Source organism: Acetobacter sp. DmW_125128, from assembly GCF_008704325.1.
In the GTDB taxonomy this organism is placed as follows: domain Bacteria; phylum Pseudomonadota; class Alphaproteobacteria; order Acetobacterales; family Acetobacteraceae; genus Acetobacter; species Acetobacter oryzifermentans.
In genome coordinates, this window is record NZ_VHOP01000012.1 from 117,180 (window position 1) to 140,439 (window position 23,260).

Annotated in this window: 23 protein-coding genes; 17 read left to right on the forward strand and 6 right to left on the reverse strand. The window is 53.6% G+C overall.

Going from position 1 to position 23,260, the window contains the following annotated elements:
• Positions 1-4: 4 nt before the first annotated feature.
• From rpsE to FKW19_RS05470, 14 genes are all read left to right on the forward strand, one after another.
• Complete coding sequence (gene rpsE, locus FKW19_RS05405) at positions 5-580, forward strand: 30S ribosomal protein S5 (RefSeq protein ID WP_006116042.1); 576 nt, start codon at positions 5-7, stop codon at positions 578-580.
• Positions 573-758, forward strand: coding sequence for a 50S ribosomal protein L30 (gene rpmD / locus FKW19_RS05410; RefSeq protein WP_003622738.1), 186 nt, complete (start codon positions 573-575; stop codon positions 756-758). The genes rpsE and rpmD overlap by 8 nt, the downstream gene beginning before the upstream one ends.
• Position 759: 1 nt before the next feature.
• Positions 760-1,248, forward strand: a complete 489-nt coding sequence (gene rplO / locus FKW19_RS05415) for a 50S ribosomal protein L15 (protein ID WP_006116040.1) — start codon at positions 760-762, stop codon at positions 1,246-1,248.
• 135 nt (positions 1,249-1,383) lie between these two features.
• Entirely contained in the window at positions 1,384-2,742 is a 1,359-nt protein-coding gene (secY, locus tag FKW19_RS05420) for a preprotein translocase subunit SecY (protein WP_003628215.1), read from the forward strand.
• Entirely contained in the window at positions 2,739-3,407 is a 669-nt protein-coding gene (locus FKW19_RS05425) for an adenylate kinase (RefSeq protein WP_063353862.1), read from the forward strand. Before secY ends, FKW19_RS05425 begins: the two co-directional genes overlap by 4 nt.
• A gap of 113 nt (positions 3,408-3,520) precedes the next feature.
• Positions 3,521-3,898: a 30S ribosomal protein S13 gene (gene rpsM, locus FKW19_RS05430; RefSeq protein WP_006116037.1), complete on the forward strand. Its 378-nt coding sequence runs from the start codon at positions 3,521-3,523 to the stop codon at positions 3,896-3,898.
• Positions 3,899-3,964: 66 nt separating this feature from the next.
• Positions 3,965-4,357 carry a 30S ribosomal protein S11 gene (gene rpsK, locus FKW19_RS05435; protein WP_003622750.1) on the forward strand — a complete coding sequence of 131 codons (393 nt, stop codon included), beginning with the start codon at positions 3,965-3,967 and terminating at the stop codon, positions 4,355-4,357.
• 109 nt (positions 4,358-4,466) lie between these two features.
• Entirely contained in the window at positions 4,467-5,486 is a 1,020-nt protein-coding gene (locus FKW19_RS05440) for a DNA-directed RNA polymerase subunit alpha (RefSeq protein ID WP_003622752.1), read from the forward strand.
• A gap of 34 nt (positions 5,487-5,520) precedes the next feature.
• Entirely contained in the window at positions 5,521-5,946 is a 426-nt protein-coding gene (gene rplQ, locus FKW19_RS05445) for a 50S ribosomal protein L17 (RefSeq protein ID WP_006116036.1), read from the forward strand.
• A 176-nt stretch (positions 5,947-6,122) separates the two neighbouring features.
• Complete coding sequence (locus FKW19_RS05450; protein ID WP_089179902.1) at positions 6,123-7,184, forward strand: ABC transporter substrate-binding protein; 1,062 nt, start codon at positions 6,123-6,125, stop codon at positions 7,182-7,184.
• Complete coding sequence (locus FKW19_RS05455; protein WP_035351599.1) at positions 7,181-7,945, forward strand: ABC transporter permease; 765 nt, start codon at positions 7,181-7,183, stop codon at positions 7,943-7,945. Before FKW19_RS05450 ends, FKW19_RS05455 begins: the two co-directional genes overlap by 4 nt.
• Entirely contained in the window at positions 7,933-8,751 is an 819-nt protein-coding gene (locus tag FKW19_RS05460; RefSeq protein ID WP_006116033.1) for an ABC transporter ATP-binding protein, read from the forward strand. Before FKW19_RS05455 ends, FKW19_RS05460 begins: the two co-directional genes overlap by 13 nt.
• A gap of 82 nt (positions 8,752-8,833) precedes the next feature.
• Positions 8,834-9,067 carry a hypothetical protein gene (locus FKW19_RS05465; protein WP_035351594.1) on the forward strand — a complete coding sequence of 78 codons (234 nt, stop codon included), beginning with the start codon at positions 8,834-8,836 and terminating at the stop codon, positions 9,065-9,067.
• A gap of 58 nt (positions 9,068-9,125) precedes the next feature.
• Complete coding sequence (locus FKW19_RS05470) at positions 9,126-9,302, forward strand: DUF1328 domain-containing protein (protein WP_006116031.1); 177 nt, start codon at positions 9,126-9,128, stop codon at positions 9,300-9,302.
• An 86-nt stretch (positions 9,303-9,388) separates the two neighbouring features.
• Here FKW19_RS05470 and FKW19_RS05475 read toward each other — a convergent pair whose 3' ends face one another.
• The 5 genes from FKW19_RS05475 to FKW19_RS05495 all read right to left on the reverse strand — a co-directional run bounded on the left by FKW19_RS05475 (position 9,389) and on the right by FKW19_RS05495 (position 20,250).
• The gene (locus FKW19_RS05475) at positions 9,389-10,954 is read right to left on the reverse strand and encodes an efflux transporter outer membrane subunit (protein ID WP_006116030.1); all 1,566 of its coding nucleotides are present in this window, start codon (positions 10,952-10,954) and stop codon (positions 9,389-9,391) included.
• Entirely contained in the window at positions 10,954-14,262 is a 3,309-nt protein-coding gene (locus tag FKW19_RS05480) for an efflux RND transporter permease subunit (protein WP_150150549.1), read from the reverse strand. The genes FKW19_RS05475 and FKW19_RS05480 overlap by 1 nt, the downstream gene beginning before the upstream one ends.
• Positions 14,259-17,450, reverse strand: a complete 3,192-nt coding sequence (locus FKW19_RS05485; RefSeq protein WP_089178842.1) for an efflux RND transporter permease subunit — start codon at positions 17,448-17,450, stop codon at positions 14,259-14,261. Before FKW19_RS05485 ends, FKW19_RS05480 begins: the two co-directional genes overlap by 4 nt.
• Entirely contained in the window at positions 17,447-18,682 is a 1,236-nt protein-coding gene (locus FKW19_RS05490; protein WP_006116027.1) for an efflux RND transporter periplasmic adaptor subunit, read from the reverse strand. Before FKW19_RS05490 ends, FKW19_RS05485 begins: the two co-directional genes overlap by 4 nt.
• Before the next feature lie 173 nt (positions 18,683-18,855).
• Positions 18,856-20,250 (reverse strand): MFS transporter, encoded by a 1,395-nt coding sequence (locus FKW19_RS05495; RefSeq protein WP_089178843.1) that lies wholly within the window; start codon positions 20,248-20,250, stop codon positions 18,856-18,858.
• Between the two features lie 112 nt (positions 20,251-20,362).
• On the opposite strand from FKW19_RS05495, the gene FKW19_RS05500 reads away from it, so the two are divergent.
• The 3 genes from FKW19_RS05500 to FKW19_RS05510 all read left to right on the forward strand — a co-directional run bounded on the left by FKW19_RS05500 (position 20,363) and on the right by FKW19_RS05510 (position 22,526).
• On the forward strand, positions 20,363-20,668 hold the full coding sequence (locus FKW19_RS05500; protein WP_035351587.1) for a CsbD family protein: 306 nt from the start codon (positions 20,363-20,365) through the stop codon (positions 20,666-20,668).
• Positions 20,669-20,778: 110 nt separating this feature from the next.
• The gene (locus FKW19_RS05505) at positions 20,779-21,426 is read left to right on the forward strand and encodes a ribonuclease HII (RefSeq protein ID WP_006116024.1); all 648 of its coding nucleotides are present in this window, start codon (positions 20,779-20,781) and stop codon (positions 21,424-21,426) included.
• Complete coding sequence (locus FKW19_RS05510; protein WP_006116023.1) at positions 21,423-22,526, forward strand: site-specific DNA-methyltransferase; 1,104 nt, start codon at positions 21,423-21,425, stop codon at positions 22,524-22,526. The genes FKW19_RS05505 and FKW19_RS05510 overlap by 4 nt, the downstream gene beginning before the upstream one ends.
• A 61-nt stretch (positions 22,527-22,587) precedes the next feature.
• Here the strand turns inward: FKW19_RS05510 and FKW19_RS05515 are convergent, their stop codons facing one another.
• Positions 22,588-23,253, reverse strand: coding sequence for an ankyrin repeat domain-containing protein (locus FKW19_RS05515; RefSeq protein ID WP_089178844.1), 666 nt, complete (start codon positions 23,251-23,253; stop codon positions 22,588-22,590).
• Positions 23,254-23,260: the final 7 nt, after the last annotated feature.

The window sequence follows — 23,260 nt, forward strand, 5'->3', positions numbered from 1 at the left end:
CGGAATGGCTCGTGAACCAAGAGAAGGCGGTCGAGGCGGCCGTGAGCGTGAACGCGAAGGGGATGAACTGGTCGATAAGCTGGTAACCATCAATCGCGTTGCGAAAGTGGTTAAGGGTGGTCGTCGGTTTGCTTTCGCTGCTCTGGTTGTTGTTGGTGACCAGAAGGGGCGTGTTGGCTACGGTGCAGGTAAGGCGCGTGAAGTTCCTGAAGCAATTCGTAAGGCTACGGAACGCGCCAAACGTGGCATGATCCGTGTCCCGATGAAGGAAGGCCGTACACTGCATCATGATGTTGCTGGTCACTTTGGTGCCGGTAAGGTTGTGCTGCGGTCTGCCGAAGCAGGGACGGGGATTATCGCTGGTGGTCCTATGCGTGCTGTATTCGAAAGCCTTGGTATTAACGATGTGGTTGCGAAGTCTCTGGGTACCCGGAACCCGCACAACATGGTTAAGGCAACTTTTGATGCGCTGGCACGTTGTGCAAGCCCACGTTCTGTAGCTAGCCGTCGCGGTAAGAAGGTTGCTGAAATCTTCGGTAAGCGTGAACAGGCTGTTGCTGCGGAGGCCGCTGATGTCTGATAAAAAAACCTTTAAGGTTGTGCAGATTGCGTCCGGTAACGGACGTAAGCCTGGACAGCAGGCAACTTTGATCGGTCTGGGTCTGAACAAGATTGGCCGTGAACGCGTTCTGGAAGATACTCCGTCTGTCCGGGGTATGGTGCGCAAAGTGGCCCACCTGGTGAAGGTGGAGGATTGAAATGAAGCTCAACGAACTTCGTGATAACGAAGGTTCCCGTTACCGGAAAAAGCGTCTTGGGCGCGGTATTGGTTCTGGTAAGGGTAAGACGTCTGGTAGGGGTGTAAAAGGCCAGAAAGCACGTGAAGGGGTTTCCCTGAACGGGTTTGAAGGTGGGCAGCTTCCTATCTATCGTCGTCTGCCTAAGCGTGGCTTCAAAAACATCTTCCGCAAGGTTTATGCTCCTGTAAACCTTGGTGCGGTGGAAAAAGCCTTGGCTGATGGCAAACTGGCAGCAGGCACACCTGTTACTGAAGAAGCTTTGAAAAAAGCTGGTCTGGTTGGCACTGGCAAATATGCTGGCGTGCGCATTCTGGCCGAAGGTGAGCTGACAAAAGCTGTTACGTTTGAAGTCTCTGGTGCATCAGCTTCTGCTGTTGCTGCAGTAGAAAAAGCCGGAGGTAGCGTTAAGCTGCTGCAGCCTAAAGCTGCTGAAGCCAGCGCTTCCTGATGTTGCAAAAAGGAGAGCAGTGTTCGCACTGTTCTCCTTTCTTGTTCCTTCTCAGAATGTTGTCTGAATTTTTCAGGCGATTGTGCCAGCGTCTCCACAGCCGTGGTGGCGCTGTTTGTATGAAAGGACGGATGCATGGCTTCCGCGGCCGAACAACTGGCTGCCAACTTTAATGTAGGCTCTTTTGCCAAAGCGACTGAACTTAAAAAGCGAATCTGGTTTACACTGGGTGCGCTGATTGTTTACCGCTTGGGCACATACATCCCGGTTCCGGGGGTGGATGCCACAGTTATGGGGCAGCTTCTGGCGCAGCATCAGGGTGGCATTCTGGGCATGTTCAATATGTTCACGGGGGGTGCGCTTGGGCGTATGACCGTGTTCGCGCTGAACATCATGCCATATATCTCTGCGTCTATTATTGTGCAGCTTATGTCTACTGCTGTGCCTTCTCTTGAGGCTCTCAAGAAGGAAGGTGAACAGGGGCGTAAAAAGCTTAATCAGTATACACGTTACCTGACTGTCCTTATTGCGCTGTTTCAGGCGTATGGGATAGCTGTGGGGCTGGAGAACGTGCATAGCGCTGCAGGCGCTGCCGTTGTTCATCCCGGTATGTTCTTTTTGCTTTCATGCGTAACCACGCTTGTTGGCGGAACCATGTTTCTGATGTGGCTGGGTGAGCAAATTACCGCGCGTGGTGTGGGTAATGGGATCTCGCTCATTATCTTTGCTGGTATTGTGGCAAACCTGCCGCATGCATTGGCAAGCCTCTTCCAGCTTGGTTACACGGGCGCGCTTTCGCCGTTCTTTGTGCTGCTTTTCTTGGTTCTTGCAGCGCTTACCATCATGTTTATTGTGTTCATGGAACAGGCGCAGCGTCGGGTTGTTATCCAGTATCCAAAGCGCCAGATGGGGCAGCGGATGTTTGGGGGGGACACAACCCATATGCCACTGAAAGTGAATACGGCTGGCGTTATTCCACCGATTTTTGCCTCTTCAGTGCTCCTGATTCCGGTAACGATTGCTGGTTTTATGAATGGCAAATCACTGCCGGGCTGGCTTTCCTTTCTGGGGCAGGAACTTGGGCAGGGGCAGCCACTGTATATGCTGTTCTATGCTGCCATGATTGTATTTTTCTCATACTTTTATGCGGCCGTTACCTTCAATCCGACGGAAACAGCCGATAATTTGAGAAAGCAGGGTGGTTTTATCCCTGGTGTGCGCCCAGGTGCTTCTACAGCATCGTATTTTGATAAAATTCTCACCCGTCTGACCACGATCGGTGCAGCGTATATGGTGGCAGTCTGTCTGTTGCCTCAGATCCTGATCAGTCACTACAACGTACCGTTCTATTTTGGTGGAACGAGTCTGATTATTATTGTGTCTGTAACTATTGATACGGTCACACAAATTCAGTCTCATTTGGTGGCGCATCAATATCAGGGGCTTATGCGTAAATCGCGCGGCGGTAGGAAGCAGAGGATCATCAGACGATGAATATTATTTTTCTGGGCCCTCCCGGCGCGGGAAAAGGTACACAGTCCAAACTTCTTGAAGAGCGGTATGGGCTGATTCAGATTTCTACGGGCGATATGCTACGCGCAGAAGTGGCTAAGGGATCTGAAACAGGAAAGCAGGCAAAAGCTCTTATGGATGCCGGGAAACTGGTTCCTGATGAGTTGATTATTGCGATGCTGAAAAGCCGGATTGCGCAGGCAGATTGCCAGAATGGTTTCATTCTGGATGGTTTTCCGCGCACGCTGGCGCAGGCTGAAGAGCTGGACAGCATGCTTTCTTCAGATGGGAAGAAAATTGATACTGTTCTCTTCCTGGATGTGGATGAAGAAATTCTGGCAGATCGGATTTCCGGTCGCTTTACTTGTGGCAACTGCGGCAAGACGTACAACGAGGTCTCTAACCCACCCAAGGTGGATGGGGTCTGTGATTCTTGCGGTAGCCATGAGTTCAAGCGCCGGGCGGACGATAAGCGGGAAACCGTTGTTGAACGGCTGAAAGAGTACCGGAAACTGACGGCACCGATTCTGCCGTTTTATGAAAAAACCGGACGGCTGCACAAAATTAACGGCATGCTGTCGGCCCCTGAAGTGACAGGCGAAATCGAAGATGCGCTTGCCAGCGAGGGGTTGATCACGAAAAAGTGATCCGTTTTCGTTGACTTGTGGCGGTGGCCGGTATATTTCGCGGCCACCAAGTGAAATCTGCCCCAAGGGCTATGAGCGTTCGTGGTTAAGGCGGGCGAACAGGAGTATAAGGCGTGGCACGTATTGCCGGCGTGAATGTCCCGACCAACAAACGGGTTGTTATCGGGCTTCAGTATATTTACGGGATTGGCGCAACTAAGGCTGCTGAAATCTGCAAAGCTCTGGAAATTCCAGAAGCAAAGCGGGTAAACGAGCTGAGCGACGACGAAATCCTGAAGGTGCGTGAACTGATCGACAGCAAGTATCGCGTTGAAGGCGATCTGCGTCGTGAAATCGCAATGAACATCAAGCGTCTGATGGATCTGGGCTGCTACCGCGGTCTGCGCCATCGTCGCGGTCTGCCTGTGCACGGTCAGCGCACACACACCAATGCTCGCACGCGCAAGGGCAAGGCTGTGGCGATTGCAGGCAAGAAAAAAGCAACGCGCTAATCCAACTGGTTAGGATGTCTAACCCTGCTGCGGCAGGCTCTGGGCAGGGACTGAGGTAGAAAAGACATGGCGAAAGCCGCAACTCCGCGTATTCGCAAAAAAGAGCGTAAGAACATTATTTCTGGCGTGGCGCATGTGCTCTCCACGTTCAACAACACCATGATCACCATCTCTGATGCACAGGGGAATGCCATTTCTTGGTCTTCCGCTGGCGCGCAGGGTTTTAAGGGGTCTCGGAAATCTACGCCTTATGCGGCGCAGGTTGCGGCGGAAGACGCAGGTCGCAAGGCTCGCGAACATGGTATGGAAACTCTGGAAATCGAAGTTTCCGGTCCTGGGTCAGGGCGTGAAAGCGCACTGCGTGCTTTGCAGGCTGTTGGTTTCACCATCACCTCCATCCGCGATATGACGCCGGTTCCGCATAATGGTTGCCGCCCGCGTAAGCGTCGCCGCGTCTAAGTCCTGAGCAGGAAGGCAGCTTACAATTTAAGCTGTCTTCCGGTTGTTGTGTCCACTTCAGAGAAATCGCTGCGATTGCAGTGGTTTTTCGTATTGAAAGGCCGGTACCTTGGTCCTTCAGAAAAACTGGCAATCTCTGATCAAGCCTGAAAAGCTTGAGGTCGAATCCGGTGTGGAGCCAGCACGCATCGCAACCGTGGTTGCAGAACCTCTGGAACGCGGGTTCGGGATGACACTGGGGAATGCGCTGCGGCGTGTTCTGCTGTCCTCGCTTCAGGGTGCGGCTGTTACTGCTGTGCAGATTGACGGCGTGCTGCATGAGTTCTCGTCTGTTGCGGGCGTTCGGGAAGATGTCACGGACATCGTGCTAAACATCAAGCAGCTGGCACTGCGTATGCATGGCGAAGGGCCAAAGCGTATGATGCTGACGGCCACGGGCCCCGGCGAAGTGCGCGCCCGCCAGATCCAGACCGGCCATGATATCGAGATCATGAACCCCGATCTTGTTATCTGCACGCTGGATGATGGCGTTAAGCTGGGCATGGAATTTATTGTTAACATGGGTAAAGGCTATGTGCCTGCCGCGGCTAACCGCCCGGAAGATGCACCAATTGGCCTGATTCCGGTGGATGCAATTTATTCCCCCGTAAAGCGCGTGTCTTATAAAGTTGAGCCTACCCGCGTGGGGCAGGTAACAGACTATGATAAGCTGCTGCTGACGGTTGAAACCAATGGTGCTGTAACACCTGAAGATGCTGTGGCTTTGGCTGCACGTATTCTGCAGGATCAGCTTCAGCTGTTCATTAACTTTGATGAGCCGCGCCCTGTGCAGGCTGAAGAGCCTGAAGATGATCTGCCGTTCAACCGTAATCTGCTGCGTAAGGTGGATGAACTTGAACTGTCTGTTCGTAGTGCAAACTGCCTGAAGAACGACAACATCATCTACATTGGGGATCTGGTGCAGAAGAGCGAGCAGGAAATGCTCCGTACTCCGAACTTTGGCCGGAAATCCCTGAACGAAATCAAGGAAGTTCTCACTTCTATGGGGCTGTCCTTGGGTATGAATGTGCCGGCTTGGCCGCCGGAAAATATTGAAGAGCTGGCAAAGCGGCTTGATGAGCCGTTTTGATCTGACTTTTCACACGATACGTAGGAACTGAACTATGCGTCACGGGATTGCCGGCAGAAAGCTCGGCGTTACTTCTTCTCACCGCGCAGCCATGTTTCGCAATATGGCTGTTGCACTGATCAAACACGAACAGATCACTACCACGCTGCCTAAAGCTAAGGAACTGCGTCCGGTTGTTGAAAAGCTGATTACGCTGGGTAAGCGTGGCGATCTGCATGCGCGCCGTCAGGCTTTTGCCATGCTGCGTGATGATGTGATCGTGAAAAAGCTGTTTGCTGCTATTGCAGAACGCTACAAGGCTCGTAACGGCGGTTACACGCGCGTTCTGCGTGCTGGCGTGCGTTATGGCGATGCCGCACCTATGGCTGTTATCGAACTGGTTGATCGCGATGTTTCTGCCAAAGGGCAGGACAGCGGCCCACGTCCGGAAGCAGAAGAAAAGCAGGATCTGGCTGCATAAGCCACGTATCTGGTTTTTAGAAAAAAGGCTGGCTCAGAAATGGGCTGGCCTTTTTTTTATGCTCTCATAATTGCATGAGTGGTGCGATTTTATATCGTGAAATTGGCTGGAAAATTTACACCATTTCAACATGGTATATTGACAATATAGCCTTCTGGCACGTTAGTAATTGCAAAATGAATGGCGCAAACAAACACGGTGGCATTATGAGGCAAGTTTTTCTGCGGATTATGCTGGTGGTCAGCCTGCTTTTTGTAGGGCTGACACAGCAGGCACGGGCCGGAACCCCGGTGCGTATTGGGTATATTCCTGTTCTGGGTTCATCCGCCCTGTTTGTTCTGGATGGTGAAGGCTGGGCCAAGCAGGCTGGTTTGGATCTGCAACTTGTGCGCTTTGGTTCTGGCCCTCAGGCTATTCAGGCTTTGGTGTCTGGGCGTATTGATGCCTACGTGGCAGGTGTGTTGCCGTTGTTGCAGGCGCGTGCGCATGGTGTGGATGTTAAGGTTGTGGCTTCTGGTTCGGTGGAGGAACTGGAGCTGGTGGCCCGTGGCCCGTTGGCTCAGATCGTGCCAGAAGGGCAGGAAGGTGGTCTGTCTGCTCAGATCATTAAGGATGGCTTTGCCAAGTTCAAGCAGGAACAGGGGCATTTGCCGCGTGTTGCCGCACAGCCAGCCGGTTCCGTGCCGGATATCATGCTCCGTTACTGGCTGCAAAAACGCCTTAATATTGCGCAGCCTGCCTCTGTTATCAATATTGCCGGTGTGGATATTGATGCCGCACAGCAGGCTTTTCTGGCTGGTGCGGTAGATGCCGCCGTATTGCGCGAACCTTCTTTAACAGTTGCAAAAATGCGTGTGCCGGAAGCCAGAATTCTGGCCACGGGGCATGATATGCTGCCCGATCAGCCGGGCTCTGTTCTGGCTATTGTAAAGCCAACAGAAGTGCCATGGGCAAAAACGCTTACAGGCCTGTTTGTTAAAGCCAACACTTTGGTGTCTCAGCATCCGGATGAAGCAGCTCCTTTCGTGCGCACGGCACTGGGTGGCGGTATGCTGAAGGAAGAAGTGTTGCAAAAAGCCCTTGCACGTTCTGCCCAGCATTTTGTGAGTGATCCTGCACGTATTGTAGAAGGCGTGCGCCAGTTACAGGATTTTGAGGTTGAACAGGGGCTTTTGCGTAAGGCCGAGCCAGTGGATAGCCTGTTTGATCTGGAGATGTGGAAGCAGAGCCAGCAGTGAGGGATAAAGTTTCGTTTTCAACAAAATGGGCGTTAGGTCTTATCGGGCTTATCGTCTTTTTTGGAGGGTGGGAGGCAGCAGTCCGAACAGGATTGCTGCCTTCTGGTATGGTGCCTGCTCCCAGTTCACTAGGGCCAGCCTGGCTGGATGAAGTGCGCGGGGGCTTTTGGCAGCAGGCCATTTTAGACAGTCTGCACCATTATCTGTTGGGCTTGCTTATTGGTTCCGTGCTGGGTGCTGGTTTAGGCATTCTGTGTGGCATGGCGGCTGTTGTGGATGGCTTGCTGGAAGGTATTGTCCGGCTGCTGCGGCCTGTGCCGGGCTTGGCGTGGGTGCCTTTTGCCATTTTGTGGTTTGGCCTGAACACATCGGGCGCCACCTTTGTGATTGCCATTTCAGTTTTCTGGATCAACTTTTACGCGGCCCACAGTGCCGTGCGCGGAGTGGACCCAGAACTGTATGAACTGGCAGCCGCTTTTGGGCATGGCAGTTTTTTGGGGCGTTTGTTCAAGGTGGTGCTGCCTGCGGCTTCTCCCGGTCTTATGTCTGGCTTGCGCACAGGTTTGGGGCAGGGCTGGATGTCTGTTGTGGCGGCGGAACTGTTTGGCGTTCCCGGTATTGGTGCGCGGATGATGCAGGCATCCAGCTTGTTGGCAACCGATGTTGTGGTTGTTTATATGCTCACCATGGCTTTGCTTTATGCGGTAACTGATTTTCTGTTCGGGTTTGTAAGAAAACGCGTGCTGAGGTGGCAACCATGAGCGACAAACACAGCGTTGCCAGCTTGGATAATGTCGGCCTCTCGCACGATGGCGGAGCTAATTTTGTGTTGCGCAATGTGAGCCTCACATTGGAGCAGGGTGAATTTGTTGCGCTTTTAGGCCCATCTGGTGTGGGGAAATCCACGCTTCTGCGCGTGTTTATGGGGCTCATGCAGCCTACGGAAGGCACAGTGGGTGGTTCGGCCTGCATAACAGATGCAGAGGAAACAGGCACCAAACGGCGTAGGCGGGCCTTGGTCTTTCAGGATGCGCGGCTGATGCCGTGGCGCTCTGTGCTGAAAAATGTTGAGTTCGGGCTGGAAGGCTTGGGCCTAACGCGTGAAGAAAAGCACACACGCGCCATGGATGCGCTTAAACTGGTAGGGCTGGAGGAAGCAGCAGATAGATGGCCCCGCCGTATGTCTGGTGGGCAGCGGCAGCGTGTAGGGGTTGCGCGTGCTTTTACAGTCAATCCTGATCTGCTGCTGATGGATGAGCCTTTTGGCGCCCTAGACCCTATTACACGCAGCAGCTTGCAAGAGGAGCTTCAACGTATCTGGCAACAAACGCATAAAACCGTGCTGTTTGTAACGCATGATATTGAGGAAGCCTTGCGCCTTGCTACCCGTGTAGTGGTGCTTGCGGGCGGCCCACCAGCAGGTATTACGGGTGAAATTGCCATTACGATGGATGAAAGAAACCCCGAAAGCACGGTGTTTAGAACCTATGCGGCCCGTTTGCGCGCCATGATTGCGGGGGAAAAAGACCCCGGTGGTGCTCCGTACTGGCGTTCTGCTGAAATTTAGTTGAAAAGCATATAAATAAAAGTCACACGCATCCTTTCTGGGGTGTCGTGCGTTCACATGCAACAAAATGGGGAGACATCGCATGAGCGATGACAACACAAAGGATTACGCGCTGGAAGAAGGTATTGGCCGTGTTCAGGATGGTGCGGAAGGCTTGTTCAGCCAGCTCCCCAGTTATGATGAAATGAACCCGGCCAAGCGTTGTGCTGCAACGGAAGCTGTTCGGGATGTGGTGATTGACCAGCCCTTCCTGATTCTGCCGGTTGTGGGAATTTTCAGCTTTATTGTTGGTGGCCTGCTCCGGCGGCGACGTTAAAATTTTGATAGATTTTCAGTCAGAAAACTCTGCCTGAAGGTGTGAAGGAGATGATTACATGCTGAAGCTGGCACTGTTTTTTCTAGTTATTTCCCTTATTGCGGGACTGTTCGGTTTTGGTGGTATTTCCTCCGCAGCCGCGGGAATGGCAAAAATCCTGTTCTTTATCGCAATTATTCTGTTCGTTGTTTTTCTGGTGGTGGCCCTGTTGGCTGGGCGTGCCATTACAAAATAACCGCTTCTGAATAACCAGAGCATGAAAAAACCCCCGGTCTAAAAAGGTCGGGGGTTTTTGTTTGTGCAGCTAAAAAGCAGGCCGCCCTAGTTTTTATCTTTTTGGATAAAGGACGGCAGAAGCGGGTTGTCTGTTTGCATGGAATCCTTGCTAGGCAGCGAGGATGCATCCCACCCACCACCAAGAGCTTCGATAAGCGTGACGGAATCCAGAATACGGCTTTGCTGAATTTGCAGTGCCGTTTCCGCATTGGAAAGAGCTGTTACTTCCGCCGTAATAACCGTGGTGTAAATCTGGGTGCCAGCCATGTACTGGTTGAAGGAAATCTGCACAGCCTTGTTGGCGGCTTCTACAGCAACAGCCTGTTGGTCTGCCTGGTCTGCTAGTACGCGCAGGTTGGCAAGCTGATCTTCTACTTGTTGCAGGGCTGTCAGCACGGTTTGGCGGTAGGCGGCTACGTAGTAATTATAATTGGTGTTGGCTTCACGCACAGCGGCGGTACGTGCGCCCCCCTCAAAGAGGGTTTCCGTAGCGGAAGCACCTAGCGCCCAGATACGGTTTGCTACCTGCACCAGTGCTCCCACCGGGTCACCACTGTAGGAGTAGCTGGCTGTTAATTTTACGTCCGGGTAAAATGCAGCAAGTGCTGCGCCAATCTGGGCGTTATATTCCTCCATCCTGCGTTCTGCGGCAGAAACATCTGGGCGGCGCTGCAAAAGCTCTGAGGGCACGGCAACAGGAATGGCCGGAATATCCCGCGTAAGCGCACCGTGGGGAATGGAAAGATCCGCCGGAGATTTGCCCATCAGAATGGCAATGGCATGTTCATACCCTGCGCGGGCGGCATCTGTTGCGGTGGCTTGGGCGCGTGTTTGCTCAAGCTGGGTTTTGGCCTGCATCAGTGTGGTGGGGTCAGCCGTGCCTGCATCATACTGGTTTTTGGTAATCTGGTAGGAGCGTTCGTAAAAATCTACGTTCTTTTGTAGCAGATCGTGCAAGCTATCCTGATACCGCAGGTTAAAATAAGCTGTTGCCAACTGCGCCTGATAGGAGAGTTTGGCATTGGCCAGATCAGCCGCAGAAGCCTGAGCCTCTGTTACCTGAGCCTGAATCTGACGGCGGATATTGCCCCACAAATCCAGATCCCACGAGGCGGAAGCACCCATTGCATAGGTATTTTCTGTGGTGTTGGAGGCAATGGAGGATGTTGTATCTCCGTAGTTAATAATCGTGCCTGATGAGCGCGAGCCACGGCCAGAACTCTGCCGGTTGAAGGAGAGGGCTCCGCTTAATGTAGGATACAGCTCTGCCCGTATGGCGTTAATGGCGGCGCGAGCATTGCGGTATCTGGCCTCATACTGTGCGACGTTCTGGTTGTTGATTTCCACCTGAGATTCAAGCTGGTTCAGTAGCGGGTCATTATAAAGTGTCCACCATGCGCCTTTGGGAATGGCCGCCAAGCTGGGCTGTGCATAGTTCCACCCAGCCGCAGGCCGTAGCTCCTTGAACTGCGGAGAGATAATGGCCGAAGGGCGTTTATAATTGGGGCCAACCATGCAGCCCATAAGCGCCAGTGGTGCCATAAGGCTGGCAGCGCGGCGGGACAGTTTTTTGTGTTTGAGCATCATGCTGGAAAAAGAAGGCGAAACCATCAGCTATCCTGCCGGGAGGTGCGAGAAAAGAAAGAGCGCAGGCGTATTTTCTGAACACGCAGCCGCCACGTATCAAGCGTAAGATAAATAACAGGGGTGGTGTAAAGTGTAAGAGCCTGACTGACGAGCAACCCGCCCACAATGGCAATGCCCAACGGGTGGCGTAGTTCTGCCCCATAGCCATTGGTGATCATTAGCGGGGCCGCCCCCAGCGCTGCGGCAGCGGATGTCATGATAATAGGGCGGAAGCGGAGCAGGCAGGCTGTACGGATGGCCTCAAGCGAAGACATGCCATGTTCACGCTCTGCCACAAGAGCAAAATCCACCAACATGATGGCGTTTTTCTTTACAATGCCAATCAGCAGAATCACCCCGATCATGGCGATAAGCGAGAATTCTTCCCCAGCCAGTTGCAGCGCCAACAGTGCTCCCACACCAGCAGAAGGAAGGGTGGAAAGAATGGTGAGCGGGTGCAGATAGCTTTCGTACAGAATACCCAGAACAATATACACGGCAGCCAAGGCGGCGAGTATCAGCAGGGGTTCATCATTCACGGCTTTCTGGAACTGTGCGGCATTTCCCGCAAAACTGCCGTGGATGGTGGATGGCATATGCAGCGTAACCTGTGCGGCGTTGATAATCTGCGTTGCCGTACTAAGCGAAACACCCTTGGCCAGATTGAAGGAGATAGTGGAAGCCACAGCCATACCCTGATGGTTGACCGAAAGGGGTGTACGTGTCTGCACAATCTGAGAAACCAGCGTAAGCGGCACCATGCTTTCTGACGATGTGCTGACAGCAGACCCGTTGGAAGCCCCGGCGCCTCCCGCCAGTGCGTTGGCAATCTGGTTTTTGAAGGATTCCGAACTTAGGGAAGATGCTGAACTGCTTCCGGCCTCATCCAGCCCACTGGTGTTGCGCACGCGTATGGTGTTGGATTGTGTGCCACCGCCCGCTGTGCCACCGGCCACACTGACCCACACCTGCATCAGGCTATGGGGGTTGGACCACAGCACCGGGTCAGCTTCCATCACCACGCGATACTGATTGAGCCTGTTGTAGATGACAGAGGCCGCACGTTGCCCGAAGGCATCGTACAGTGTGTTGGAAAGCAACTGCGGCGTGATGCTGACACGTGCGGAGGTATCACGGTCTATATCCACGCTCATGGCGGAACCACCCTGCTGCACGTCGGATGAAAGATCGGTCAACTGTGGGTGGCGGCGTAATTCACTTTGGAGCTTGTCTGTCCATGTATAAAGCTCAGATGCGTTTTCCCCTTCCAATGTGTACTGGTAGGAGGCGTTGCTCTGCCGGGCGCCCGCACGTACGGCGCCGGGTTCCATCAGAAAGAAATCAGCCCCCACCAGTTTGCTCAGCCGTGTGCTGATACGGTTGATAAGGTCTGTGGGGGTATCCGAACGCTCGCTTTTGTCCTGCAACTGCAAGAACAGATTGGCTTGGTTGGAAGAGCCGCGGCCACCAATAAAGGAGGAGACACTTTTAACTTCTGATTCCGCCAGAATAGCCTTTTGCACATCAGCCAGTTTTTTGCTGAGTGCGCCAAAAGAGATAGACTGATCCCCCTGCAAATGTCCCATCAACAGGCCCGTATCTTCTACCGGGAAGAAGCCCTTGGGCATGAGAATAAACAGCGCGACAATCAGCGCCAGCGTAAAGGGCAGGCTCAGCAACACCAGCTTGCTATGCCGCAGCGCAACATCGAGTGAATACGCATATCCAGCCTGAAGTTTATCTAGCGCACGGGTAATACGTGCCGCTACACGGGCAGAAAAAAGTGCGTGTTCCTGCGTTTCAAGCGCGGGCGCACGTGGGGCCAACAGGTAAGCAGCCATCATGGGGGTAAGCGTGAGAGATAGCACCATGGAAATAATGATGGTGATGCTGACCGTCATGGCGAATTCATGGAACAACCGGCCCGCAAGGCCACCCATGAGCAAAATGGGCAGAAAAACCGCAATCAGCGAAATGGAAATGGAGAAAACGGTAAAAGCTACCTCGCCGCTACCTTTTATGGCGGCTTCTCGCGGGGGAAGGCCCTGTTCTATGTAGCGGGCAATATTTTCCACCACCACAATGGCATCATCCACCACAAAGCCGGTGGAAACCGTAAGCGCCATAAGGGACATATTGTCCAGCGAATAGCCAAGCAGCGCCATCACCCCAAATGTGGCCACAATAGAAGCTGGCACCACAATGGCGGGAATAAGCGTCATTCTAACAGAGTGCAGAAACAGCCGCACCATTAGCACAACCAGCACCACGGAAATAACCAGTGTAAGCTGTGTATCGGCCAGAGAGGCGCGGATGGTAAGGGAACGATCCAGCCCAATATGCAAATCCACCCCGCCGGGCAGAGCGGCCTTGAGCATGGGCAGCTTAGCGTTGATCTGATCCACCGTATGGATCACGTTGGCCCCAGCCTGCGGGAACACGATGGCAATAACCGAGGGCTGGCCATTGTAATATCCGGCGTTGCGCAGGTCTTCCACGCTATCACGCACTTGGGCAATATCCGCCAGCCGCACGGGCCGATTATTGCGCCATGCGATAATCAGATCCCGATAATCCTGCGCTTTGCTTACCTGATCATTCGTATCCAGGGTAAAGCGCATGCCGCCTTGGTCAATAATACCTTTGGGGGTATGGGCATTGGCCGAGGCCAAGGCTGCGCGCACGTCTTCAAAGCTGATGCCGTAGCGGTAAAGCGGCAGAGGGTTTATTTCTGCACGGATAGCTGGCAGCGCACTCCCGCTGATTTCTACCTGACCAACACCTTCTACAGATGAAAGATGCTGCACCAGTACATTGGTGGCGTAATCATAAAGTTGTGGGCGCGTATGGGTGTCTGATGTCAGGGTTAAAATCAGAATAGGCGCGCCGTTAGGGTTGGCTTTGCGGTACGTCGGGTTTTGCCGCAGGGAGGACGGCATATCCGCATGGGCTGCCTGAAGGGCGGCTTCCACATCTCGCGCAGCGCCGTTGATATCGCGCGAGAGCGAGAATTGCAGCATGATGCGCGTGGTGTTTTGCGAGGATTGTGACGTCATTTCCGTCACATCCGCAATCTGCCCCAAATGTCGCTCCAGCGGGGCCGCTACAGAACTGGCAATTTCTTCCGGGCTGCCGCCAGCCTGCGTGGCCTGCACCATAATCACCGGAAAATCCACATTCGGCAGGTCAGATACCGGTAGGGTGCGGTAGCCTAAAATGCCCCCCAGCAACATGGCCACCGTAAGCAGAATGGTGGCCACGGGCCGGTCAATAAACAGCCGGCTTATGCTCATGGTGTGGAATGTCCATCAGCCGGAGGTGGGGCAGAAGGCTGGCTGTGCCGGTGCCGCATGGCGTTGAACTTGTGGGCCAGCGTATCCAGCGCCAGATAAATAACCGGCGTTGTAAACAGCGTAAGCAATTGGGAAAGTGCCAGCCCGCCAATAATGCTCAGCCCCAGAGGGTAACGCAGCTCGGACCCCGTGCCATGAGAGATGACCATGGGCACAGCACCCAACATGGCGGCAAGGGTTGTCATTAAAATAGGGCGAAAACGCAGTGTGGCGGCAGTGCGGATGGATTGAAGGGAGTCCATGCCATGCACGCGTTCGGCTTCCAGTGCGAAGTCGATCATCATGATGGCGTTTTTCTTAACAATGCCAATCAGCAGCACAATGCCGATAATGCCCATAATATCCAGATCCACACCCGCAATCATCAGCGTTAACAGCGCTCCAATGGCGGCGGAGGGCAGGGTGGAGAGAATGGTAACCGGATGCACAAAGCTTTCGTAAAGAATGCCCAGCACGATGTACACGGCAATCAACGCCGCAGCTACAAGGAACAACTCATTGCTGAGTGAGCCTTCAAACGCGGCTGCCGTGCCTTGGAATGATGTCTGGAAGGTGGAAGGCAGCCCAATTTCTTTTTCCACCTTGCGGATGGCGGCCGTGGCATCCCCCAGCGCATAGCCATCGCTCAGATTAAAGGAAATGGTGGTGGCGGGGAACTGCCCAAAATGTGTGAGAAGCAGGGGCGCTGTTTCCTGCGTAACGGTGGTAACGGCATCTAGCGGCACCATGCCGGAAGTGGGTGAACGCGTAGGGCCAGAAACACTTTCCCCCGAATTGCCGCTGATACCCGGCAGATAAAGTTGGGAGAGTGAGGAAAGGTTGGTCTGGAACTTGGGGTCTGCTTCCAGAATAACGCGATACTGGTTGGACTGCGTATAGATGGTAGAAATCTGCCGCTGACCAAAGCTGTCATACAACACGTTATCAACGGTTTGCGGCGTGATAGAATAACGTGCCCCGGTGGCTCTATCCAGCGTAACCTTTGCCACCAGCCCAGATGCCTGCAAATCCGATGTGACATCAGAAAGCGCAGGTTCCTGCTTCAGGCGATCCAGCAGCTTTGGCACCCATGTCTCAAAGGCACTGTATTCTGGGTTTTCAAGCAGGAACTGGTATTGCGTAGCCGTAACTGTTGTATCCAGAGAAAGATCCTGAATAGGCTGCATATACAGCTTGATACCGGCTACCTGTGAGGTTTCATCGGCCAGCCGCCGGGCAATTTGCGCCGCTGTGCTTGTGCGGTCATCATGCGGTTTCAGGTTGATAAGAAACCGGCCCTGATTAAGCGTGGCGTTCTGCCCATCCACCCCAATAAAGGAAGAAAGCGAGACCACATCCGGGTCTTTCAGCAGCACTTTGGCAAGTTCTTGCTGATGCTCTTTCATGCTCTCAAACGAGATGGTTTGTGAGGCAACAGAAATACCCTGAATCACCCCCGTATCCTGCGCGGGAAAGAACCCTTTGGGTATAACCCACGCCAGCACACCTGTAAGCAGCAGTGTACCTACGGCCACGCACAAGGTTAGCACGCGGTGGGCCAGCACCACATCCAGTATGCGGTCATATCCGGCAATCAGCTTTTCCGTGTAGTCTTCCATCCGGGCAGACCAGCGCTGGAATGCTGTTGTGGCAGAACTGGCATCATGCACACGTTCAGAAAGAATACGCGCACACATCATCGGCACCAGTGTAAGCGAAACCACAGCAGACAGAATGATGGTAACGGCCAGTGTAAGCGCAAATTCATGGAACAGGCGGCCCACAACATCGCCCATAAACAGCAGTGGAATGAGCACCGCAATCAGCGAGATGGTGAGCGAGATAATGGTAAAGCCAATTTCCCCGGCCCCTTTCAGGGCGGCTGTCATACGGTCTTCTCCCGCTTCCACGTAGCGGGAGATGTTCTCGATCATAACAATGGCATCATCCACCACAAAGCCGGTGGCGATGGTAAGCGCCATAAGCGAAAGATTATCCAGCGAGAAATCCAGCAGATACATCACTGCCAGCGTGCCGATAATGGAAAGCGGCACAGACAGGCTGGGAATAATGGTGGCAGGGATATTGCGCAGGAATACAAAAATAACCGCTACAACCAGCGCGAGGGATAAAAACAGTTCGCCCTGCACATCGGAAACAGAGGCGCGAATGGTGGTGGTGCGGTCTGTTAGCGGGGTAATATCAATACCCGGAGGCAGCGTTTCCCGCAGGGCAGGCAGGGTGGCTTTTACGTTGTCCACCACGGAAATTACGTTGGCGCCGGGCTGGCGCTGCACGTTCATGATCAGCGCGGGCGTAAGGTTGGACCACGCCGCAAGCTGCGTGTTTTCCGCACCGACAACCACCGTTGCGACATCACGCAGGCGGATAGGGCCGTTGTTCTGATAGGCGATAACCTGATTAAGCAGCACATCCGCACTGGTAATCTGCCCATCCACCTGCAACGTGGCGGCCTTTTGCGGGCCATCAAACGTACCGGTGGGGGAGTTTACGTTCACGTTGCCAATGGTGGTGCGCAACGTGTCCAGATCCATACCGTAGGATGTAAGCTTGGGAATGTTAACCCGCACCCGAATGGCTTTGCGGTTGCCACCAGAAAGCGTTACCAGCCCCACGCCGGAAATCTGGCTGATTTTTTGCGCCAGGCGCGTATCCACGTAGTCTTCCACTTCTGGCAGCGGAATGGTGGAAGATGTAATGCCCAGTGTTAGCACAGGTGTATCCGCCGGGTTTACCTTGGCGTAAACCGGAGGGGCTGGCAGATCTGTTGGCAGCAGGGAGTTGGCCTGGTTAATGGCTGCCTGAACTTCCTGCTCCGCCACATCTATGGAAGTATCCAGCGCAAAACGCAGGGTAATAACCGATGCCCCACCAGATGAGCGTGATGTCATCTGGTCCAGCCCCGGCATCTGGCCAAACTGGGTTTCCAGCGGGGCAGTTACAGAGGTGGACATGACATCTGGCCCAGCGCCGGGGTAGAATGTTTCAACCGTAATGGTTGGATAATCTACCTGCGGCAGGGCGGAAACGGGCAGAAAATGGTAGCCCAGCAGGCCAGCCATAAAAATGGCCAGCATAAGCAGAGTAGTGGCAACCGGCCTGCGAATAAAAAGGGCTGAGGGGTTCACTTTGCCGCGGAATCCGATGCTGGAGTGGTTTGTGCAGGAATGGTGACTTTAATGCCGGCACGCAGATGGTCTGTGCCATCTGTTACCACTCTGTCACCATCCTTCAGGCCAGAGGGAACAACAATGTTGGTGCCATCTGATGTGCCAGTGGTAACGGGCCGTACTTCAACGGTGTTATCGGCCTTTACAACGTAAACAAATAGGCCATTGGGGCCAGTTTGTACTGCTGTTGTGGGCAGTAGCAGCACATTGTTAAGTGTTTTAACCAACAGGCGGGCATTTACAAACTGGTTGGGGAATAGATGCTCATCCGTGTTGGGGAAGATGGCACGCAGGCGTACAGTGCCGGTGGAGGTATCTATTTCACTATCCAACGTGCTAACGGTGCCATCCGCAATTTTTTGCGTATTGGAACTGTTCCATGCCTCTACGGAAAGGGATTTTTGGGTGCGTAGCTCTTCCGCCACTTCAGGAAGCTGATCCTGCGGGAGTGTGAAGATAACAGAGATAGGCTGCATCTGCGTTAGAATAGCCAACCCGCCAGATTGACCCGCCGTAACGTAATTACCCTTATCCACAGCACGTATGCCAATACGGCCATCTACAGGTGCAATAATATGGCAGTAAGTGATCTGGAGCTTCTGGTTATCCACCAAAGCCTGATCGGATTTTACCGTGCCTTCCAGTTGCTGCACGATAAACTGCTGATCCTTGGCCGTTTTAGCATCAATACTGTCCTGTCGGATCAGGCGCTGGTAACGCGCGCTATCTACGCGTGCCTGTGCAAGCTGGGCTTTATCTGCGGCAAGCTGGCCTTCATATTGGGCTAGCAACACCTCATAAGGGCGGGTGTCTATCAGCGCCAGCAGATCACCTTTGTGTACGTGCTGCCCTTCCGTAAACAGCACGTTCATCAGGTAGCCTTCCACGCGGGTTTGCACGGTTACGTTGGTAATGGGGATAACCGTTCCCAGCTCGGTAAACACCACGGGCATGGAGCCACTATGTACCGTTTGTACGGCAACGGGCTGCGCCTGAGATGTATCAGCCGTGTGGTGTTTGCCCTTTTTATGCGTTCCGCTGCTGGTGTCTCCATGCGGGCGCAGGAAGGCAAAGGCCAGCACGCATGCACCTGCCAGAGCTATGCCTGCAAGTAACATCCGTTTTTTACGGGGAGGGCGCGGAGATGGTGAAGACGGAGAAACGGGAGAGGCTGGCTGATGTTCATCCATGTGGCGCGCTGCGTATTACCTAAAAATAAGGAATATTGGTTCAGACAGGAAAATAAAGGCCAGAATAAGGTTTTATAATCCATCTGAGAGAAGTGATGGGAGCCGGAAAGCAGGAAGTTCTGCTTTCACCGTAAAACGTACCACATGGATATGGGAAGGGGTTGTTACGTTTTTTAACGTTTGTTTCCGCTCATGGAGGCCCCGGCAGAAGGTGCAAGGCTTGCCGCAAATGGCACAGCCAGAAGAGATACAGCCCCAGTTGCCAGAAAACCTGCGGAAAAATCGCCCAAAGTGGGTGTTGTGTGGCCATATATTTGCCCCAGCACGGTAAGCGTGCCCGCAGCAATACATATGCCAGCAGAAAGCATGATCTGCTGCATGGTGGAATACAGGCTGGTTGCAGCGCTCATGTTACTTGCTGGCACATCAGCATAGGCAATGGTGTTGTAAGCGGAAAACTGGATAGCTTGCGCAGCCCCGGCACATGCCAAAATAAGCGAAAAAAGCCACAAGGCATGCGGCAGCCGAAAGCTCGCTACCAGTGTAAAAACGACAGCAGCGGAAATGCCATTGAACATCAGCACCTTCCGAAAGCCCCAGCGCCGCAAAATGGCGGGTACAAAGGGCCGCGTTATTAACGCCCCAATGGGGGCTGTAAATGTGACCAGCCCGCTTTGGGCAGCGTTGAGCCCCATGCCGATTTGCAGAAAGGATGGCATGAGAAAGGGCAGCGAGCCCACTGCCACGCGTGAGGCCGCGCCCGCTAAAACAGAAATCCGAAATGTGGGAATGCGCATAAGCCGGAAATCTAGCAATGGCGCGGGAATGCGGAAGGCATGGATGCAGTAAAGGGCCATCAGAAGGCTGCCTGCGCCTAGCATAACCACGCGCAAAGTTATTGAACCTTCTGCGTGGCTGAACAGTTCTGCAAAAATAGAAAGCAGCGCCAGCCCACCCCCGGCCAGCACCATGCCCTTTAAATCAAACGGCGCAGGTGAGGGCTCGCGAATTTGTGGAATAAAGCGCCACGTAAGCCCTAGCCCGACCAGCCCGATAGGAATGTTGAGGTAAAAATTCCACCGCCATGAAAACCATGTGGTGATAAATCCACCAACCACCGGGCCAAGCAAAGGGCCAAGTGTTGCGGGCAACATCATCCACGTCATGGTGCGCACAAGCTGATCACGCGGTGTGCTGCGGATAATCACAAGCCGCCCTATGGGCACCATAAGGGCGCCGCCAATACCTTGCAGCGTACGCATACAGGCCAGAAAGGGAAGGGAGTTTGCTTGAGCGCAAAACAGAGAGCTGGTGACAAAAATGCAAATGGCCACCATCAGCACAGAACGGCTGCCCAGCCTGTCTGCCAACGCACCAGAAGCCGGTATGAAAATAGCTAACCCAATAATATAGGATGTGAGTGCAACAGAGGTTGCAACTGTATCAACGTGTAAACTGTTAGCAATAGAAGGCAGAGCTGTTGCCAGAATGGTGCCATCAAGCTGTTCCATAAACATCATGGAGGCAACGATCAGGGCGGTGAACTGCGCTTTGGTCGGGCGTGGCATGCCTAGTCAGAAACGTGTTTTTGCGGTCTGATGCAACCTATGATCCTGCAAGCACTGTTTTGTTACGGCAAGCAGGCGGGTAGGATTGCACTCAAAGTTTAAGGAAAAAGTCATGGCTGAAGATAAAATCAAGAATGTTGAAAGCAAGGTTGAAGGCGCAGCAACAGATGCCAAAGGCCATGTTAAAGATGCCATCGGCGGTTTGACAGGTAATATTGGCATGCAGGCCGAAGGTAAGTTCGATCAGTTTGCTGGCCACATGCAGCAGGATTTTGCAGATCTGTACGAAGAAGGTGAAGGCGTGCTGGAAAAGGCAGCAACCTTTGTGCGGGATAAGCCCCTGCTTTCATTGGGTATTGTATCCGCTATTGGCCTTGTTCTGGGCTGGCTGATCTTCCCCCGTCGCAAGCGTTCTTGAAAAATTAGTTTACCGGGACTCTTGCGCTCCTAGGTAAAAAAATGCTTCTCCTTCCCTGCGGAGTCGCAGTTGATGCGACTCGGTTAATTTAGCCGAGTCGCATCAAATGGATGGAAAGAGAAGCAATGCCGGACTTTACGCGGGAACAGCAGCTGGGTGGCCGAGTGGCCGGGGTGGATGAAGTGGGCCGTGGCCCGCTGGCAGGCCCCGTGGTTGCTGCCGCCGTGGTGTTTGGGGCTGGTGTACCTGCTGATCTTGCCGCCGTTATTGATGATTCCAAAAAATTAAAACCAGCTGTGCGCGAAGCCATAGCGGAACGCCTGCCGCAAGTGCCGGGTATTGAAATCGGCATTGGGGCAGCTTCCACTGCGGAAATCGATAAGCTGAACATTCACCATGCAGCCCATCTGGCCATGCAAAGGGCGGTAGGCCGCCTGCCGCGCCTGCCAGACCACGTGCTGGTGGATGGCAACAAGCTGCCGGATTTTGGCTGCGCTGCACAGGCTATTGTGGGCGGAGACAGGGTAAGCCTGTCTATTGCTGCGGCATCTATTGTGGCCAAAGTGGTGCGAGACCGCGCTATGGCTCGGCTGGATGCGCGCTGGCCTGATTACGGCTGGGAGAAAAACGCGGGCTACGGCACGGCTGTTCATCGCAAGGCGCTGATCAGCGTGGGTATTACACCGCACCATAGAAAAACGTTCGGCACAGTGCGCCGGCAGCTAGAAGAACATTATTCGGCGGAGAAGCAGGTATGAGCGGCGCAAAATCAGCATCCATGGAACTCCCTATTGATCAGATCCTCCGTGGTGAATGCGTGGAAACCATGCGTTCCCTGCCTTCTGGTTCTGTGGATTGTGTGTTTGCAGATCCGCCATACAACCTCCAGTTGCGTGGGGAGCTGCGCCGCCCAGATGATACGCTGGTGGATGGCGTGGATGATGACTGGGACAAATTCTCTGATCTGGAAGAATATGACCGCTTCACCCGTGCATGGTTAGCAGAGGCTCGCCGTGTGCTGCATAAGGATGGCACAATTTGGGTGATTGGCTCCTATCATAACATCTACCGCATTGGTGCCATTTTGCAGGATCTGGGCTTCTGGATTCTCAATGACATTGTGTGGCGTAAATCCAACCCCATGCCCAATTTTCGTGGTCGGCGTTTTACCAATGCACATGAAACCCTTATCTGGGCCGCACGTGGGCAGGATAGCCGGTACCGCTTTAACTACCAGGCCATGAAGGCGCTGAATGATGATGTGCAGATGCGCTCAGACTGGTATCTGCCCCTGTGCACAGGCAATGAGCGCCTGCGGAATGAACACGGGTTGAAGCTACATCCGACCCAAAAACCAGAAAGCCTGCTGCACCGCGTGCTGCTGGCTTCCACCACGGTAAATGATGTTATTCTAGACCCATTCTCCGGCACAGGCACCACGGCTGCTATGGCGCGCCGTTTGCGGCGGCATTTCATCGGTATTGAACGCCACCCGGATTATGTAGAAGCTGCCATGGCGCGTGTGGCCGCTGAAACGCCGCTAGAAGCCGATGCCGTGCAGACCACACAGGATAAGCGTGAAGCCCCGCGTATTCCTTTCGGCTCATTGGTGGAGCAAGGGGTTATTGCTGCTGGTACGGTAGTGTGTGACAAAAAACGCCGTGTACATGCGACTGTTTCGCCTGATGGCACGTTGGTAAATGGCACCAAGCGTGGTTCTATCCACAAGTTGGGTGCGCAGCTTACAAATGCTCCTTCCTGCAATGGCTGGACATTCTGGTATTTTGAACGGGCAGGGGAATTGTTGCAGCTTGATGTGCTGCGGCAGGAAACGCTCCAGAAAACAGCGCAGGCATAACTGCGCTATTTTCTATAGTGTAAGAAAATACTTTAAAAACAGAATATAAAAAGGCAGCGTTTTAGCTGCCGCCAAAGCCCAAAAAGCCCACAGAAGGTTGTGCGGTGCCGCCTGTGCTATCGTACCGCCGTTCTTGTATTTGCTTCTGTTCGTCCTGCTCATAACGGGCATTATTGATACCGCCAGAAACAACAGGTTCCGAACCACCATCCATGCTGCCACCGTAAGAACGCAGGTTATCTGCCGGAGTGCGGAGGGACAGCAGAAGGAAGGTAATGGGGTTACGGTTAAGGTCGATAGACATATCCAGAGGTGTCTGACCCAGAATATTATGCCCGTTCAGATCCGCCCCACGGTTGATGGCATCTTTTGCAGCAGAAATGCTGCCACGGTTAATGGCATCAAACAGGGCGGCTGTGGGTTCCACATCCTTATTGGATTTATCCCCGTCATCTTCATCCAAGCCTGATGCACCGGGAATATTGGTGGGCGGGGCAGCCTGTTTGGCAGCCTGCGCGGCTTCCGCCTTTTTGGCGTCTTCAGCAGCAGCAGCTTCATCGCCCCCTTGTGCCTGCGCCCAGACAGGAGTGGTGGCAAAGCAGGCAAAACTGCCCATAAGCACGGCAGAAGAAGCAAGGCGGCAGAAACGGGTCATTGTCTGTCCATCATTACACGTATGCGTCATGCTATCACACCGCATAATGGTGTGAAAGTGGAGAGACCGCACACCCTAC

Bases quoted from the DNA above. Each gene is read 5' to 3' on its own strand.
- rpsK (WP_003622750.1), top strand. From the start codon at position 3,965: ATGGCGAAAGCCGCAACTCCGCGTATTCGCAAAAAAGAGCGTAAGAAC.
- rpmD (WP_003622738.1), top strand. From the start codon at position 573: ATGTCTGATAAAAAAACCTTTAAGGTTGTGCAGATTGCGTCCGGTAAC.
- FKW19_RS05490 (WP_006116027.1), bottom strand. From the start codon at position 18,682: ATGGATGAACATCAGCCAGCCTCTCCCGTTTCTCCGTCTTCACCATCT.
- FKW19_RS05425 (WP_063353862.1), top strand. From the start codon at position 2,739: ATGAATATTATTTTTCTGGGCCCTCCCGGCGCGGGAAAAGGTACACAG.
- FKW19_RS05475 (WP_006116030.1), bottom strand. From the start codon at position 10,954: ATGGTTTCGCCTTCTTTTTCCAGCATGATGCTCAAACACAAAAAACTG.
- FKW19_RS05505 (WP_006116024.1), top strand. From the start codon at position 20,779: ATGGAAAGAGAAGCAATGCCGGACTTTACGCGGGAACAGCAGCTGGGT.
- FKW19_RS05450 (WP_089179902.1), top strand. From the start codon at position 6,123: ATGAATGGCGCAAACAAACACGGTGGCATTATGAGGCAAGTTTTTCTG.
- FKW19_RS05495 (WP_089178843.1), bottom strand. From the start codon at position 20,250: ATGCCACGCCCGACCAAAGCGCAGTTCACCGCCCTGATCGTTGCCTCC.
- FKW19_RS05465 (WP_035351594.1), top strand. From the start codon at position 8,834: ATGAGCGATGACAACACAAAGGATTACGCGCTGGAAGAAGGTATTGGC.
- secY (WP_003628215.1), top strand. From the start codon at position 1,384: ATGGCTTCCGCGGCCGAACAACTGGCTGCCAACTTTAATGTAGGCTCT.
- FKW19_RS05510 (WP_006116023.1), top strand. From the start codon at position 21,423: ATGAGCGGCGCAAAATCAGCATCCATGGAACTCCCTATTGATCAGATC.
- FKW19_RS05480 (WP_150150549.1), bottom strand. From the start codon at position 14,262: ATGAGCATAAGCCGGCTGTTTATTGACCGGCCCGTGGCCACCATTCTG.
- rplO (WP_006116040.1), top strand. From the start codon at position 760: ATGAAGCTCAACGAACTTCGTGATAACGAAGGTTCCCGTTACCGGAAA.
- FKW19_RS05500 (WP_035351587.1), top strand. From the start codon at position 20,363: ATGGCTGAAGATAAAATCAAGAATGTTGAAAGCAAGGTTGAAGGCGCA.
- FKW19_RS05470 (WP_006116031.1), top strand. From the start codon at position 9,126: ATGCTGAAGCTGGCACTGTTTTTTCTAGTTATTTCCCTTATTGCGGGA.
- rplQ (WP_006116036.1), top strand. From the start codon at position 5,521: ATGCGTCACGGGATTGCCGGCAGAAAGCTCGGCGTTACTTCTTCTCAC.
- rpsE (WP_006116042.1), top strand. From the start codon at position 5: ATGGCTCGTGAACCAAGAGAAGGCGGTCGAGGCGGCCGTGAGCGTGAA.